Source organism: Fontibacillus phaseoli (assembly GCF_003337355.1).
In the GTDB taxonomy this organism is placed as follows: domain Bacteria; phylum Bacillota; class Bacilli; order Paenibacillales; family Paenibacillaceae; genus Fontibacillus; species Fontibacillus phaseoli.
The window spans coordinates 117452-134141 of the sequence record NZ_QPJW01000006.1 but is presented as its reverse complement, the minus strand read 5'-3'; the positions used below and the strand labels follow the sequence as shown (position 1 = coordinate 134141).

The following is a 16690-nucleotide window of genomic DNA, read 5'->3' as shown; positions in this document are numbered from 1 at the left end:
CATGAAATTATTTATAAAATCGTTGAGGGATATTAAACAATCTATGGGGCAATTATTAGCCTTTGTTTTGGTGATCGCAGTAGGAGCTTTTTTCTATGCGGGACTGACCACGTTAAGCGATAATCTTAGCGCCTATACGAAGGTTTACTATAAAGAACATAACTTAAGCGACTTGAATGTATATTACAGCCAAATTTCCCAACAGGATGTGGCCGGTTTAAGCCAAATCGAAGGCATAAACAAAATAGAAGGACGTTATACCCTGGATGCCACGCAAGCCTTTGAAGATAACCAAGCTTCATTAAAAATCCATTCAATCCCTGTAAACAATGAAATCAATACCCCTACGATGATTGAGGGCAGGACCCCGTCGAAAACGGATGAAATCTTGCTGGATTCCCATTATGCCAAAGAACATCAGCTTCAAGTCGGTGATCAAATCCGTATAAGTGCGAATGAACAGAATTTGGCGTTTACCATCAGCGGCTTGTCCGAGAATGTTGAATATGCCAAAAAGAACGCCATCCAGGACCATAAAACCTACGGCGTAGCTTATATGGCCGAAGAGGCCATACCTCAAATCTCAGGCGGCTTCTACTATAACGAGCTCATGATTGATGCTCAAGAAGGCTACGATATTGGCAAACTAGGTCAATCTATTGAAGCGCAATCCAAAGCTCTCCCCTATTTAAGCCAAATTAGTAAAGAGCGGACGTTCAGCTATACTCAACTCCAACAAACGATTCATAATAATAAATTGATGAGCAGGGTTATCCCGTTGGTTTTCTTTTTAATTGAAGCGATTATCCTATTTCTTACCCTGTCCAGGCTCATTGATTCCCAAAGAAATCAAGTAGGAATTATGAAGGCTTTGGGTGTGAAAAACAGAAGCATCCTGCTTCATTACATGGGATATCCGGTGCTGGTAAGTATCCTGGGCTCCCTCCTGGGTTACGTCCTTACCGCTGTTGTATTTATTCCCTTAGTCACGGCATCGAATGCCAGGGCCTACTCGCTGCCTGACATTAGTTTCTCCCTATCCTTGTTTTCCGTTATTCCTCCCATTCTCTTCTCCGGTGCTTTCGGGATCCTGTCCTGTTACTTGAGCGGCAGGGCCATATTACAAGAACGGGCTGCCCAGGCTATGCGTCCCAAACCGCCAAAGAAGATAAAAAAACCGCTGCTCATCGAAAGAATCCCGGGAATCTGGAGTCATCTTTCCTATAGCTACAAACTCATTTTCAGAAATATATTTATAAATAAACAAAAAGCGTTAGCAAGCTCCGTTGGCGTTGTGGTAAGCACGGTTTTATTGATCACTGCTTTCGGCACCCAATCGGCCCTGCAAAAAGTAGCTGACCAGATTGAAGAAGTGAACACCTACGATTTAAGAGTAGATTATGCGAAAGGAACTACTTCGGATACGTTACAGCTACCTGACGGCATTAAAAACAGTTATGATTTATCCACCTTTCCCGTGGAATTCATCAAGGGCGATGATCACGAAAATGCCACGTTCGTGGTTACGGAAAAAGAAAACCGGCTGATTCGTTTCTTCGACGAAAATGACACTCCCATCTTTTTGGAAGATCAGGGTGTGCTGGTGCCCAAATCCTACGCGGACAACTATCAACTTGTTGAAGGGGACGTCATTCAAATCAAGTTCACCGCACCGGAGCTAGCTAATAAAACGGTCGAAATGAAGGTTTTACATATATCTAATCAATATTCGAGTCCGTCGTTCTATGGTACGCCAACTTATTTAAAGAGCTTTGGCATCGACTACAGTCCGACCTCGCTTCTCGTGGAAGCCAATAACGCGTCAGACCTTATAAGCATGCGTCACTTCTTTGAACAAGAGCAACAAGTCGATGCCCTCGCGGATAAGTATGATCTAAGGAAATCGGCTGAATATATTATGGAGCAAAACAGTTTTATCTTTATCATGTTCGTGATTTGTGCCGCCGTCCTCTCCTTTGGCGCCATCTATACGATATCTTCCATAAACATCTATGAGAGGAATCGCGAGCTCGCCACACTTAAGGTATTAGGCTATCCCAACCATAAAATAAACCGGCTGATCTTTTTTGAGAACATCCTGCTTACTACCTTTGCGGTCATCGTAGCTTTACCGATCGGCGGCTATATGTATGCCATTGTTGTAAAGGCACTGTCGAGCACTCATCAGCAAATCCCGGATCAATTAAATCCGGTCGTCATAATAACAGCCGCCATGCTCGCATTCGTGCTCACCGTTCTCTCCAACCTGCTGCTTCGGAGAAAAGTATCTCAAATCCATATGATGGAATCCTTAAAAAGTATAGAATAACGGAGTTGGTGGGCAACGCCAGTATCCCTACTTTATATTCTAGCATGCAAAATCCTGATGTTGGATTACGGATGTCACTTAGGGAACATTTTGTTCAAGATAACATGAAAAACACACCCGATCCTTTCGGATCGGGTATGTTTTTTGGGGGCATCTGATTAGCGGGAGTCAGGCCGGATCATCTGCATAGGGTTCATACACGCTCTGTTGATGGATCTGCCAACCGTTCAAGCCATCCTCGAAATTGCCGTTTGAAAATTCATGAGAATCAGAAGGTTCCGGCATAGTCGGAGTTGTTGAGGTCGTCTCCTTAATGGACAGATCGTCAAAAGTGATCGTATGAGGTTCGTCCGGCGTTGTCAGCGAATCCGCATTTACATTTCCGATCAGGAAGTTCAGCTTCAGGTTTTCCTGTTTCGGCGCAGTGAACGTTGTAGTATATGTTGCGCTAGTAGTTGAGAGTGTAAAATCCACCTGTTTTGGCGCTATAGACGTGTCCGTATATTCCAGTACGATCGGTCGGTCAACACTTGCACTCGCCTTGAAGGACAGTTCATAGGTTTTACCTGCCTGCAACGGTATCCCTTCCTGATAAAACTGGGTAGACCAGCCTTGAGGACCGCGTGACGGAATCGTGATAACCGCTGCTCCCGCATTCACTGCGAGGGTTGAACCTGCCTCGGACCATACTGTCCACTCTGACGTTCCATTCGAGAAGTCGCCATTCTTCAATAGATTGCCGTCTGCGAGCCTAATGCTTTGCATCACTCCCGCAAAAGCGTACCCCTTCGCTTCAACCCTCAATTTATAGGTAGCCGCTTGCGGGAATAATGCCGCATCGAGGGTGATTTTACCTGCTTCAACAGTGTATAGTTCATCAGCAATATCCGTTCCATTAAGCGTGACGGATGAAAGGTTATCACGCCAGGCTTCGTCATCCTGGAACATAATCTCAACAGGTTGACCTAAGACATTATTCGTACTGTCTGCTGTAAGAATAGGCGAACGCTTCACGGGCGCGTCTTTGATTTGGAATACAACGTTGTCGATAAAGACATCATGTGTACCGCTTACCGTTTGACCATCCAGCTTCCCAAGGAAGAATTTCAGATTTCCTGTTACGTCACTGCCCATTTTAAATACATATTTATAATTTTTGACTGTTGTTCCCAGATCAACGATTTCATCAAAATAGCGGGTATATGAACTATCTTCAATATCGATTTCCATTTTACGCTCTTTTGTAGAATACGCATCAAAGGATAGCACATAGGATGCACCCCTCGTTAAACTCATCCCGTTTTGCATAAACATGTTGCTGTACGGGTTCTGGCCTAATGCATTCACCGTCAGCTTTGCGGCCTGGTTCTCGTAAGAAGCAGAGAGGCTTCCTCCGCTATCTACAGCTGCTTCCCAAGGCGCAAGCCCCGTATCGAAGCTGCCGTTCGCCAGCGGGAAGAATACCGTATCCGGACCATAGTGGATCGATGTCTGAACCAGCTTGACATTATCAAGATTGACCGTTCCGGCCGCGCCGCCTACATGGAATACCAATGTCGCATTCGGGTCCGTTGTTCCTGTCATCGTAAAGCTGACGGTTTGTTTCGAGCTTGCTGCATGTACATCCTCACTGCCCAGGGATACTTTTTGACTAAAATAGGATTCGGATCCGTCACTGCTCCTTAGTTCAACTTGAATATCCCTGGCGGTTGAAGCGCTTGCGTCAAAAGTCCATTCATAGGCCTGATTCCCCTCAAGTAAAATGCCTTTTTGCAGAACCTTCACATCATCGGCATTGCCGTCGCCTGCATCCAGAATATTTACCCCGAGATAGCGGGTGGCCGGATTCACCGATGCCTTTACGTTGGTATTGTCCGCCGTCACGACATGCCAGAAGGTCATCCGATCCTGCCGGCCTTGATCAAAGCTTCCGTTATATACCCGGTTCCCTTCACCATCCAAAGGCTCTTTCAGCATGTCATCGTCAATGGCAATGGTATCGATCTCTTCTACGCGAACATTGCCGATCCATACCGGGCTAGTATTCAACCCGACATTAAATTCCGTTCTTGCCGCAAGATCGGTGCCGGCTTTCATTTGGAATTTATACTCGAAGGACTTCATCCGATCGGTCAAATTGAATAGATTCGCCTCTGAATAAGCTGCGTATCCGCGGCTTGCGCCTCCCGTCATTCTTGCCATCATGGTACGATCCGCATAAGACTTGGCGTCAAACGTGACTTTGTAGAAATGTCCCTTCACAAGCGATGCCGTGTTTAACAGCTGCACGGAATAGTTTTGGCTGCCCGCATTTTTAATGCTAATTTTCGCATAATTTTGTGCACCGATCCGGTCTATGTTTACACTCCCTGCGCCGCCTTCACCTTCAAACAGCGACCAGTAGTCGGTATTGGGAACCTCTGTGGAAGACCCGGAACCATTCAGGTACGACAAATTCGGTTTAGCTGCATCGTCTTGGTCAAAATTATGATTATACAGCAGGTTTCCATCTGCCAATGGCGCTTGCGCATCAGCTGGAATAGGCTCTTTCCCGATTACAGGCGGAACGGCTTCACGATATGGGCGGCCGGTCAGCTTGTATGCGCGAACGTAATCCACATACATTTTGCCGGGGAGTAAGCTGTCATCGACCATTTGTCCGCCATCAAAATTACCGCCAAGGGCCAGATTCAAGATCATGTAGAAATCTTGGTCAAATGGTGCCGGGTATGCATTATTCGCCGCTTGATCTTTGCTTATGCTGTACCAGTCGTTCTGGGTTTGGCATAAGATGCCGTCAATATACCACCGGATCTCCCCCGGTTCCCATTCTATGGCATAGGTATGGAAGTCCGTTGCCGTCCCGCCGTTCGGAAGCGGGTACTCTTGACCGGAATACCGATTATTAGGTGCTTCCCCGCCATAATGAAGAGTGCCTAGGCCTACCTTCGGTAAGCGTCCCCTGCTCTCCATGATGTCGATCTCGCCGGACGAAGCCCAGGTTCCATAGGTGCTGTCTTGCGGCATCATCCAGAATGCCGGCCAGAACCCGGTGCCTTCCGGAAGCTTGATCCGCGCCTCGAACTTGCCGTAAGTCTGGGAAAATTTATCCCTGGTCACAAGCCGGGCAGAAGTATAGTGGCTACTTTGTATATCCTCTTTTTTCGCGGTAATGACCAAATTTCCGCCCTCTACGGCTGCATTCTCTGCTTTATAATATTGCTGTTCCTTATTCCCCCAGCCATCCTTACCGGTGCCAATCTCCGGTGTCCATTTTTGCAGATCCGATACCTCATTAAACTCGCTGGCAAACGTCAATGTCCAATCCTTATTCGGACTACCGTTGTTACCGCCCGGTGTTCCGCCATCAGAATTCCCGGGCGTAACGCCTCCTTGATGATTTCCGGCTCCTGCGCTGTTGCCACCGGATGGACTGTCTGTGCTCTTCGGAATTTTACTTCCGTTGAATGTTAGACCGTCCGCCTGATTCTCGATAACCTCCACCTTGCCTTTACCTTCAATGACCGCTTTACCGGCATGTTTGCCAGCGATCAACTTCTTCACTACAGCTCCTTCTGCCAAAATGATTTTGGCATTCCCGTCAAGCTCCAGTTCCTCTACAGTTCCTGTAATCGTGATGGCTGGCTGATGCTCGGCTGACGGCCCGGCAATAATTCGCTTAAAGCTACCGGACATGTGAATTTCGGCATTGCTGTCAGGTATGAAGGTTGCCCCTTTGACGACTACGTTTTGAAGGATGGCCGTTCCTTCCCCGATTCCTGCTGTTAAATACAGGTTACCTTCCACTACGGTATCCTTTAACGTAACCTTTCCCTTGTTGACAATGACATTCCCTCGTACGGTTCCCTCTGAGAAATCCCCCTGTTTGTCGAAGTAGCCAGATACAAGGCGATCGATTAATGAGACGAGCTCAGCTCTTGTCATCGTTCTCTGCGGCTTAAAGCTCGAATCGGAATATCCTTTCAAATATCCGGCAGCCGCAAGCGCATTAACGGCTTCTAGCGTGTCGGCATCTAGTCCTTTTATATCGCTGAAATACGCGGTATCCGATGAACCCGTGTCCAATTGGCTGAAGCTGAACAGCGTATCCAAGGCAAAGGCGGCTTCGGCCCGGCTGAGAGGAGCATACGGGTTTGATTTTCCCTCGGCATTCAGCTTGATATATCCGGCATGAACTGCTTTGGAAATACCCTCTTCATACCATGTCCCAGCTGGGACATCCGGAATAGGCTGATCCAACTTCTGAACTAAGCCAAACACCTTGTTCATAATGACGGAAAATTCTGCCCGCGTGATAGAAGCATCCGGACGAATTGTCCCGTCTCCATATCCATGAATGATGTCATGATTCATCCAGCGGGCAATAGAATTGGCTGCCCAATGATTCTTTGACAAATCGTTATATTGTTGTTGCACCACAAATGCCGAAGCCTGCCCGGTCGCGAACTGGGCGGAGCTTACACCGGATACCGCGCTCGTCACAATCAACAGAGACATTGCCAAGGATGTACCTTTGCGGATCAAACGATTTCTCATATCCTACATCTCCTTTTAAGATTTAATTAGCCCGTTTCCTATATTGCGTACTACAACCACTGCCTTGAAGCAAACTTTCCTCCTTTCTTCATGAAATCGCTTACAATAGTAATGTCCCATATGGGACATAGTTAAATATAATATAGTATCAGCACGCTGGAGTGTCAATGCGAACCGTCTACGAAAATTTGCCTTATATTTTCGGAGTGCTGCATGAATCCCTTACGATTAGTTCTACTTCAAAGGATCTCTCCTCTAATGATTCGCTATCTTCCTCCAGAACGGAAATTAATTGATTTACTAACGATACGGCCATATCCACACGCGGAACATGCATCGTCGTTAACGCAGGATGAAGATACTGCGAGATGAGCAAATCGTCAAAGCCAATGACGGAAATATCGTCCGGCACACTCCATTTATGGGCGGCCAAAGCCTTCATGGCTCCGATCGCCGTTAGATCGTTTGAGCAAAACACCGCGGTCGGCAATGTACCTTCCGAAATCCAATGTTCAACCGCTGCATACCCGCCATTTTCCGTAAAATCCCCCTGGAAAATTTGAGCTTGCGAAACAGGCAGCTTCCAAGCCTGCATGGCTTCCAAATACCCCTCATAGCGTTCCAGACCGGAGAGATTATTCAGCAGCCCTGTAACAATTCCAATATTCATATGTCCCAGTTCGGCCAAATATTCAATGGCTTTATAAGCGCCCTTCCGATTGTTAATCCTTGGTGCAGGTACGAATAGACCTCCATCGGGAGCATTACTGCGATCAAACACACAGATTTCAAAGCCCGCGTCTCTAACCTGTTCAACAAGCTCCTGCAGATTGGACCAGCTGATCACAATACCGCCGTCAATATTCTTCTGCTTGTATTGGCTGAATAGAGCCGAAGTATCCGAGATATCGAGTATCGTGACCAGTGTATTATAGCCGCGCTCAAAACACTGGCTTATAACAGCTCCGATTGCAACTCCGTAGAACAAGTCATCCGAGTACAGTCTATAGTTACTGGTATCCTGAATAATAAACAATCCAATAGTATGCGCCTTTTTGGAGGAAAGCTTGCGTGCGGCCGAATTCGGTTCATAATGGTATTCTTCCATGACCCTGAGCACGTTCTCGCGGGTTTTTGGACTGACGCTAGCAGAGTTGTTCAGCACACGTTGAACCGTTTTCCGGGAGACGCCGGCTAGTTTAGCAATGTCGAAAATATTCATATATTAAGAGTCGTCCTGTCATTTATTATTGCATTCTATGTTCAAAATACAATAAAGGCGGATATCGGTCAAACTCTTTCCGGTGTCTACCCAGCATGACCTGGTTTCTTTTTCTCTGATCTGCATGAAAAGGGCGTCCCGTAATGATCTTCATAAGAAAGACTATAAACCCATATATTTCATTGTTTGAAACAATTATCACACCTATAATAGGTAATAATTCCTGGTATGAAGAAGGGCAATCGGACGTCATTCTTGAATGGAAAGAGGAATATTCGAAGGATAAATCTAGGAGGTAAGTCTTGAATGAAAAGGTTCTTTTGGAAGTCTATGTTCCTTGTTTTATTGATCTCTACTCTGTTGCCTCTCGATGGCATCACCAATGCCAGTTCTGCAACCACAGAGAAAAGCAACTATTACTTCGTCTATAATAGCTCAAAGGTCGATGCCAAGGATCTTGCGGCCATCAAGAAGTACACCGCTAAGTTCAAGAATACCCATAACGTTTTGTTCGATGCTAAAAACTACAAGGAAGCCTCCAAACTGCTGGATGCCTTGAAAGCCCGGCAGCAGAAGATCGGCGGAAAAGTTGCCGGGGTCCAGATTTTTGGAATCAAGGATGATGTCCCTGCCTTCTCCTATGTCCACAAGGTCCAGGCTATTCCGGCCACCGAAAGATGGGACGGCATCGAACACAATAAGGAAGAGAAATTCGTAACCGACTTCTTCTACTCGACTCTCAAGAATGATAGCAAGCACCTGAGCGCTGACGTCCTCATCTTTGATGTTTTCGAAAAGAATGTTCCGCTGACGCTCATTCCCGAATGGCCCGTGTCCCGCCTACCTCTAACGAAGGGCGAGTTCGCCGGATACGTCGATCGCTACGACGCTTACCGCAAGCAGATCGGGGGCAAATCTGTTCCGAACGTCGTTCTTGCTGTTCCGACTAATATTCAGGACGGCCTGGCCCAGAATGACATTGCCCTTTTTACGAAACGGCTGAAGGAGGAATTCGGCCTCTTTAAAAACTCAGACCTTCGCACCTACTACAAAGATTTGAAGCAGAATTTACTACAAGAGAACAAGAACGGAGTCATGAACCTTATGGTAAATAGTCTGGGAGATGGCGAGGGTGCGAAACAGAACAAGGAATTGTTTATGAGCCGTGCGACTGTTAAAAGTGGCCTGGCCTCTAACTATTACACCGCGTTCTACTGGGGAATGAGCCCGGCCAAGGGTCTCGGTTCGGACAACATCATCCACGACGGGTTGACGAAGGGGAAGATGATCAATCCTATCTCGCATACCATAACAGCGTCTAACGGCGGTGGACTGAATAACTACCTTTGGACTATGGTCGAAGAAAATGAGCAGGGGCAATGGTTCGACTACGTGCCCGTAACCTACGAGATGCTGCAGGAGATCAACCCGTACTATTTCATCTATCACTACTATGCGGGGCTCGACGAGGGCAAGATGCGGCTTCAGAGTTTCCATGACGCGAAAGTGGAGTATGCCACTCAGACGATGGAACACCGCGACAAGATGGGCTTCATGCAAGGACTCGAGAACGTCATTTCCCTGCACTATCTGGGGCTGGCGGATTACGAGTAAACCTAATGGAAAGAGCTATCGTGTAACGGTAGCTCTTCTTTTTTTCCACTTCTGCTAATTGTGGGTGGTGGCTTCCACACCTTTGTTATGTAGGCGACTCGTGGTAGGCCAAATCCACAATTCGCCGCCGCGCATGTCACGCTATTGCATTGTGATCTTTATATTAACCTAAGAAGGCAATAGAACGCTTTACTTTCCTTGCGAAATCAATCGGATTATCGATCGACTCCCAGTGGACATACATTAGCCGCGGTTTCTCAAACAGCCAGTGATTGTGAACCGCCGTTACTTTAATTCCGTTATTGCGGAGATTCGTCAGCAATTGGTTGACCTGGCCTTGGAAGAGGGCCGTTTCTCCTAAACAAAGCGCGCGGCCTGAACTGTCCAGGGATTCAAACGAGAACAGTTGATAACGGATCAAAGGAGATGTAGTTCTTCTTCCCAGAATGGTAGCATTTATTCTTCTGTTTCTGCTTACAAAACAAACCGGGCCTGGGGTGATTTCATGTTCCGTTCCGCCTAAAATCGTTGAGAATTGGTTACATAGTCTTTTAAAACGAGGGCTTGCTTTCACTTGTTCCATCAGTCGAGTTCATCCTTTCAATTCGTAATAAAGATTCAACCTCATAACCGATCTGCTCAGCCCAGAAATGATATGGATTCTTTGGTTTTTCTGGCAAAGACAACAGGATTCTCAACGGCTTCCCAGTGCATATACATTAAGCGCGGATTTTCATTTAACCAGTGATTATGAACGGCGGTTACCTTGATTCCCCGTTTGCGGAGATTCGAAATCAATCGGTTAACCTGATTCTGATGTAAGGCCGTCTCGCCCAAACAAAGCGCGCGACCCGACTTATCAAGAGACTCAAACGAAAACATCTGCATTTGAACTAAAGGCGAACGCGTTCTTCTTCCCAGAATCGTCTCGCTCAGATTCGTCATCCGCGTGACAAAACAAACCGGGCCTTCTTCGATTTCGGACTCGCCTCCCAGGATTTTTCCGAATTGGGCGCACAGCCGTTTGAATTGCGGGCTTACCTTTGCCATGTAAATCCTCCTTTAATCGATTTCTCAACATCCTATGACCAAGGGAGAAAAGGGAACAAGACAGAAGCCCAGTCGATAGCAACAAATTAGGGCGATCAAAAGCAAAATCCACACCCTCATGAGGATGTGGATTTATATACTGAAGTCGAGGGGACGTCCTTACTCCCACTTCATAAGTTCTTTAATTCGCTGCGTCCTCATTATTGGTCCTGATCCGATTCAGGAACTCAACGTACTGCTTCACATAATCCTCCTGTTTATCGAATTATTTTGGGTATAGGTATCATCATTAGTCCCGACATTAACGATGATAAAATCAGGAACAAACTTGTTGAACTCCAAGCTTACGGATTGAGGCACCAAGGGCCATCAAATTTCCTCTCAGATTTGCTTACCTTTTCGTAGTAATTCGGAACGAGTTAAATGGGTTAAATAAATTGGCTTTTTTATATTCCTTTTTACACAACTATAGTATAATATTAAATAATAAACCTAATTTATGATATAAAAACAATTATTTACAAAAAAAGATCTTTTATATTTGATTTTCATATGCTTGGAACAAGCGACGTATATCATCTCATTTAATGCTTCAGGTTGACGCAATTTGGCGATTGATATAAGAAATATATTTATGGTAGACCGAATACATTCAACTGCCAAAGTAAGCTTTATACCATTAAGAAAAGTAACAGTGGAATGTGATGGTGCCGCAATGCTAGTGTTGCATTTGATGTCGAAGATTTATCTTACGGGAAGAGGAGGATGATCGGAGCAAGTCATTACACAAGTTAAAAGGAGTTGAGTTATATCAAACACTGGATAATACTACTGTTGTTTTTATTGGGACTAAGTGGCTGTGTGGAAAGCAGCGGGGACCATAATATGATAAATAGTGGGGAAACAAACGAACCTGAACATAGCTATAAACTCGCAATAATTGCTGGAGAACAAAGCATTAATTGTATCCCAGCGGGCCAGGAATTTAACTCGGAAGATGTCTTCAAGTCTTTTTTTACTGAAGAAGCCTTGTCAGAAATCAAAAATGTAAAGATAAATGAAAGGTTATTACTGAAATTCGAGGGAGATCAACCGAACAAAGTTATAATTAAGGATATTCTACTCAGTTCTGATGGCAAGTATCTCTATCCGGAGAAGCTATCACCTGAGACTTTATTAACCAATAAAGATGAGAATTTCAGTTTTGTTTTTGGAACGAATTTAACATCAGGCCTAAGTTCGCAGTTCGAGCCCACTAAAAGGAATTATAGAGGATTCAAAGTCAATGCAGCATGGGAATCAAGGGATGAAGTATACATTTTCGTTATAAAAGAAAAGTAAAAAAGTCGATCTAGGGCTAATCCAAATTGAAACTGACCCGAGATATAGTACCATTCTGAATTAAGTGATTTTTTTCACAATAGTTTACTTTCAAGTTGCTCTATAGCTGCCTTTGTAATGGAGTTTACATTAGGGGTGATGCCATGAAGAACATGTAAAGTTGATATAAGTATAGCTCCTTTTCAGCGAAAACCAAAACGAGGATAAGCAGGGAATGTTTCAAAACAAATATCAGTGTGAAAGGAAGTTTGAAATGAAAAGATACTTTTTATTGTCTTCCATTTTGTGCTTAATGTTATGCTTTGGTGTAGCAGTACCTGCTGCATATGCTGACTCCACTACTGTATCATATGAGACGGGGGAAATCAGCACTGAATATACAATAAGCGAACCATATGAATATGTTGTTAAACCTAATACTGCTGAATGGATAAAATTAACCTCTACTGAAGAAAAAGTTAAGGCAACTCAAATCCCGGAAGAAATCCTTAGCAAGATGACAACAAAAGCTCTAGTGGAGACAGTACTTAAATATCCATTGTTACCAAATATGTATGCTTTCAATACGCAACAACAAGGATTTGATGCAGTCTTAAGTAGTTTTAATGGTTTGCAAGAGTTGTTAAAGAGGTCTGATGCATCGCTTGAAATTCAACAATATCAGAATAAGCTTAGTATTTTTAAGACTACAGACTCAGTTTCAATAGCACAAGGAGTTTATACTGAAACTCTACTTGAAGGAATCAACTCTAAGAAGCTTATAAATAGCGTAGTAACACCTTTTGCGGTCATCAGTTCCGTAAAAACACCAAAGGGAACCAGTGTGGAAACATATAAGGGCTTGACTTGGTCTGACCATGGCTTAACGGCATCGGAGGCTTCAGCATTGCAGACTCAAATGGTAGCTGCCTATCCAAATACAACCGTACTCAGTTCTCAAAGTCCTAGTTATAATTGTCATTCCTATGCGTGGTATTCACAAAGTTCCTCAAATGCCCATTGGATGAACAGTGCAAGTTCCTATAGAACAGATGGTAGCTATACAAGTGGTATCGCAAGGGTCGGAAGTAAGATAGATTACGGAGCTGGCGATCATTCGGGTATTGTTACTTTCATTGGACAAGGAGGAACAGGACAAGATATAGATGTGAAATCCAAATGGGGAATTTATGGAGTATTTTCACATAATTTCGCTGATTGTCCGTATACAATGGGTAATTATTCCTGTACATTCTGGAATTAATAAAATAGGGCAAAGTGTAAATATTGTAGTATAGGAAGTACTACTGTATTAAAAGAGTTATATGAAACAACTACCAGCAAATGAATATTGGGCATATTATAACGTACTTTAGAGAATGAAAAGCTAAAGGTGCAGTCTTGCGAAAACAATAGCCCCTAAAAAAGCGGACGCTTTCCTTTAAAAAAGGATCGCGCCCGTTTTTTGAGTAGAATCACACTCCATTATGCCTGTTTAAATCCGTTTCTTGCTGGCTATGGCTGCCATGAATCGATGGTATCTCTGCAAGCCTAATCTATATTTATACCATTATGTAAGAGCATCCTGTCTATGCGAAATTTGTATGATACGATGACTACAGACTTAAGGTGCTCACTCACCTGTTTTATACACATGTAAATTCATATAGAACATTCAAACTTAACTTACATGTTGCATCCTAAATAAGCATTCTTTATTTTTCGATAGAATAAAAAGCGGCGAGGTTTGTGCCGAATGTTTCTACAGGACAAATCATTTATCCCACTTCATATGTTCTTTAATTCGCGCAACCAGCTTCTCCGCCGCCTTCCGATGAGTCACTTCCGACGGGTGAAAATTAACGACGTAGCCGTCCGCTTCCGACTGGAGGTCAAACCGCATGGCCGAGATCTTCGTATCGCCTGTTTCTTGGGTATAGTTGTTAACCGCTTGTTCAACAAAGGGATACAGTCTGTCTCTCATAATCCCGAGCGTGCAAAGGATGGTGGCATCCGCATTATTGGCTCTGATCATTTTCAGGAACTCCGCGTACTGCTTCACATAATCCGCCTGTCTAGCGGGATCGTCTTCGGTATAGGTATCGTCATTCGTCCCGAGATTCACGACGATCAGATCAGGTACGAACTTGTTGAAGTCCCAGCTTAGGGTTTGAGGCACCAGGGTGCCGTCGAATTTCCCTTCGGATTTGCCTACCTTTTCGTAGTAATCCGGAACGAGATGGGTGAGCAGCTTTTCGCCGTTTTCCGTATAGCCTGAAATAATTCCGTAACCGCTGAACGAAACCATGCTGTAATCGGCCTGAAGCCGCTGGGCTGTCAGATAAACATAGGTTTTCGTGACATCCTCCGTCGCTGTGGAAAAAGTACCCTCCACGTTGTCATCGTCCACCCCATAGCCGCAAGTAATGGAATCGCCGATAAATTCAATTTTATGTACATTTGCCGGGGTAGGCTTAATCCCCTCTTTGGCGTCCACGGCGATTTCTTGAATTCCGACCGTCGACATCGCCGCTTCCGATAGTTTTATGACCCTGATCGTGACGTTTTGCTCCGTGTCGCTTTCGAAGGCGGTGTACTTTTTCACGGGTTGCGTTACCATATCGTCAATCACCCGGCTTCCGTTCACATCGATACCGATTCGGGCCTCATTATTACCGCTTGTCGCAATAGGGTCGCCCTTAATGGTGATTTCCGCTTTTTTACCGTAAAAAGAAAATTCCACCCCGCCGCCCGACAAGGCCAGCCAAAGTACATCGTTGTACTCGTAGGTTCTCCCGATGATTTTTACATTGTTCTCTGTGGCTTTAAAAACCTGTGCTGCTTCTGTCATAGTGGTTCTTCCTCCCGACTTCTTTACCAGTACCTCTCTTCATATTAATAAATCCTAATATTGCCGTCCATATAGACCGGCCGGTTCAAATGATATTAAAGGTCCCAGTCACGCAATGGGCTTTGTCATAAATCCTTGAATAGCCTCGTTCACGGATGATTTTTGCTCCAGAATAAGGCAGTGCCCTGCTCCATTAATCAACGCGACCTCTGAATCGGGCAATGTTTCTCTGACACATTTCATCACGTTCCCGGCATCGTAAATTTTCTCTTCATCCCCGACCAGAAAGAGTACCGGTGCCGAAATCCTGCTCCAAGCTTCTTTCTCGATGAGACGAGGGACAACAGGAAGCTGCGAGCGACCATGCGTATAGGCTGCAATCACCATGTCCATAACTTGCGAAGGAAGAGAGTATCCCTTTTTACAAAACCAGTCCCACGCTCTGCGAATCCGATCAGGCTTGGGCCACAGCATGGCTGGATAGACTTTTTGGAGAAATTTCAGAAATGGGACCGACAAAAATGTCGCCACTGGAGCAAGCAGAATTAACCGCTCGATTCGTTCCGGTCGACTTGTCGCATAATTCGAACAAAACCAACCTCCCATCGAGTGGCCGATGAATGTCGTCTTAGCAAGCCCAATCGCGTCAAGAACTTGATCCATCCAGAGAACGGCATCTTCCGGGGTGCTAATACGTTTAACAACCCTGCTTTTGCCGAAGTCCCCCGGCGTGTCGATACAATAGACCCGAAAATCACTCAGCGCATCAATAGTAGGGTACCACATCGCTGAATTACTCGTCATACCATGGAACATCAGGACGGTCTCCCCATCTTCGGGCCCGCTAACGATCACATGGCAAACCCCGAATTCGGTTTGGATCTCCATCGTTTCATAGTGACTTGGCCAATGCTCCATAAGTTTATCGTAAGTATGCATAAACAGCCGGGCCCCTGCTTCGCTTTTAAATACGGACAAATTACTCCGTTCCGCACCAGTCATAGATTTCCCTCCAACCCGGATGGCCTAAGTATAGAGCGGCAAACCGTCAATAATAACTCGAATTGCTGGGCTAGTTGTATATTTTCAAAACCATTAATAATACTCTCAATATAAAGTCCTTCAAGTAACGAAATGAGCCAATGAACGAAAATATCCAGAGGCTGAGCAGGATGAAACTCTCCTCGCTGAACGCCATTATGTATTAAATCAAACAGAGTTCCGTATACAGCCTGGGACCGTTCTTCAATTAACTTACGACGATGATCTTCTCTGCGGCCCACGATAAAATATTCGTACAAACAGGGCGCTAACCCGGCATTCGCCTCTCTAACCCGTTTCTCTTGTCCCCGTATGAATTGCACAAATGCATTCCACGCACTGCCCTGTTCTTCTAATCCAAAATCCGGAGCCATGTTTTCATACTCCCGGCGAAGCAGATCCAGAAAAACATCTTCCTTGCCGGAATAATATAAATACACTCCTCCGAAGCTCCTGCTAGAGCTGGTTACAATATCGCTCATAGAAGTGGCTTCATATCCTTTTTCTATGAAAACATGTCGTGCTGAATTCAAAATTTCCATTCGGATAGCTTCTTTTTGTTGTTGCGTAATTTTAGGCATGAAGATGTCCATCCTTTCGCAAAAAATAAACGAGAGTGTTCTCTTTTATTATAAAGAGAGCATTCTCGTTTTACAATGATTTATTACGGAATCAGATGTTAAAACCATCGCCGAACCATTCTCTT

The 16690-nt window shown here is 44.9% G+C and carries 11 protein-coding genes; 4 read left to right on the top strand and 7 right to left on the bottom strand.

Going from position 1 to position 16690, the window contains the following annotated elements:
* Position 1 precedes the first annotated feature (1 nt).
* A complete protein-coding gene (locus tag DFP94_RS15930) occupies positions 2-2329 on the top strand; it encodes an ABC transporter permease (protein ID WP_114497564.1) in 2328 nt (775 codons plus the stop codon).
* A gap of 168 nt (positions 2330-2497) precedes the next feature.
* Here DFP94_RS15930 and DFP94_RS15925 read toward each other — a convergent pair whose 3' ends face one another.
* A complete protein-coding gene (locus DFP94_RS15925; protein ID WP_114497452.1) occupies positions 2498-6886 on the bottom strand; it encodes a carbohydrate binding domain-containing protein in 4389 nt (1462 codons plus the stop codon).
* Positions 6887-7079: 193 nt separating this feature from the next.
* A complete protein-coding gene (locus DFP94_RS15920) occupies positions 7080-8108 on the bottom strand; it encodes a LacI family DNA-binding transcriptional regulator (RefSeq protein WP_114497451.1) in 1029 nt (342 codons plus the stop codon).
* A gap of 306 nt (positions 8109-8414) precedes the next feature.
* Here DFP94_RS15920 and DFP94_RS15915 point away from each other — a divergent pair, with 306 nt between their 5' ends.
* A complete protein-coding gene (locus tag DFP94_RS15915; protein WP_114497450.1) occupies positions 8415-9722 on the top strand; it encodes a hypothetical protein in 1308 nt (435 codons plus the stop codon).
* Between the two features lie 163 nt (positions 9723-9885).
* Here DFP94_RS15915 and DFP94_RS15910 read toward each other — a convergent pair whose 3' ends face one another.
* Entirely contained in the window at positions 9886-10305 is a 420-nt protein-coding gene (locus tag DFP94_RS15910; protein WP_114497449.1) for a DUF1259 domain-containing protein, read from the bottom strand.
* A 56-nt stretch (positions 10306-10361) separates the two neighbouring features.
* Positions 10362-10772 (bottom strand): DUF1259 domain-containing protein, encoded by a 411-nt coding sequence (locus DFP94_RS15905; protein ID WP_114497448.1) that lies wholly within the window; start codon positions 10770-10772, stop codon positions 10362-10364.
* Between the two features lie 885 nt (positions 10773-11657).
* Between DFP94_RS15905 and DFP94_RS15900 the strand changes: the two genes are divergently transcribed.
* Complete coding sequence (locus DFP94_RS15900) at positions 11658-12113, top strand: hypothetical protein (protein ID WP_114497447.1); 456 nt, start codon at positions 11658-11660, stop codon at positions 12111-12113.
* Between the two features lie 214 nt (positions 12114-12327).
* Positions 12328-13356, top strand: a complete 1029-nt coding sequence (locus tag DFP94_RS15895; RefSeq protein ID WP_114497446.1) for a hypothetical protein — start codon at positions 12328-12330, stop codon at positions 13354-13356.
* Between the two features lie 510 nt (positions 13357-13866).
* Here DFP94_RS15895 and DFP94_RS15890 read toward each other — a convergent pair.
* From DFP94_RS15890 to DFP94_RS15880, 3 genes are all read right to left on the bottom strand, one after another.
* Positions 13867-14943, bottom strand: coding sequence for an SGNH/GDSL hydrolase family protein (locus DFP94_RS15890; RefSeq protein ID WP_114497445.1), 1077 nt, complete (start codon positions 14941-14943; stop codon positions 13867-13869).
* Between the two features lie 108 nt (positions 14944-15051).
* Entirely contained in the window at positions 15052-15945 is an 894-nt protein-coding gene (locus DFP94_RS15885) for an alpha/beta fold hydrolase (RefSeq protein WP_114497444.1), read from the bottom strand.
* On the bottom strand, positions 15942-16565 hold the full coding sequence (locus tag DFP94_RS15880; protein WP_181873173.1) for a TetR/AcrR family transcriptional regulator: 624 nt from the start codon (positions 16563-16565) through the stop codon (positions 15942-15944). The genes DFP94_RS15885 and DFP94_RS15880 overlap by 4 nt, the downstream gene beginning before the upstream one ends.
* Positions 16566-16690 lie beyond the last annotated feature (125 nt).

Bases quoted from the DNA above. Each gene is read 5' to 3' on its own strand.
- DFP94_RS15930 (WP_114497564.1), top strand. From the start codon at position 2: ATGAAATTATTTATAAAATCGTTGAGGGATATTAAACAATCTATGGGG.
- DFP94_RS15925 (WP_114497452.1), bottom strand. From the start codon at position 6,886: ATGAGAAATCGTTTGATCCGCAAAGGTACATCCTTGGCAATGTCTCTG.
- DFP94_RS15920 (WP_114497451.1), bottom strand. From the start codon at position 8,108: ATGAATATTTTCGACATTGCTAAACTAGCCGGCGTCTCCCGGAAAACG.
- DFP94_RS15915 (WP_114497450.1), top strand. From the start codon at position 8,415: ATGAAAAGGTTCTTTTGGAAGTCTATGTTCCTTGTTTTATTGATCTCT.
- DFP94_RS15910 (WP_114497449.1), bottom strand. From the start codon at position 10,305: ATGGAACAAGTGAAAGCAAGCCCTCGTTTTAAAAGACTATGTAACCAA.
- DFP94_RS15905 (WP_114497448.1), bottom strand. From the start codon at position 10,772: ATGGCAAAGGTAAGCCCGCAATTCAAACGGCTGTGCGCCCAATTCGGA.
- DFP94_RS15900 (WP_114497447.1), top strand. From the start codon at position 11,658: ATGATAAATAGTGGGGAAACAAACGAACCTGAACATAGCTATAAACTC.
- DFP94_RS15895 (WP_114497446.1), top strand. From the start codon at position 12,328: ATGTTTCAAAACAAATATCAGTGTGAAAGGAAGTTTGAAATGAAAAGA.
- DFP94_RS15890 (WP_114497445.1), bottom strand. From the start codon at position 14,943: ATGACAGAAGCAGCACAGGTTTTTAAAGCCACAGAGAACAATGTAAAA.
- DFP94_RS15885 (WP_114497444.1), bottom strand. From the start codon at position 15,945: ATGACTGGTGCGGAACGGAGTAATTTGTCCGTATTTAAAAGCGAAGCA.
- DFP94_RS15880 (WP_181873173.1), bottom strand. From the start codon at position 16,565: ATGCCTAAAATTACGCAACAACAAAAAGAAGCTATCCGAATGGAAATT.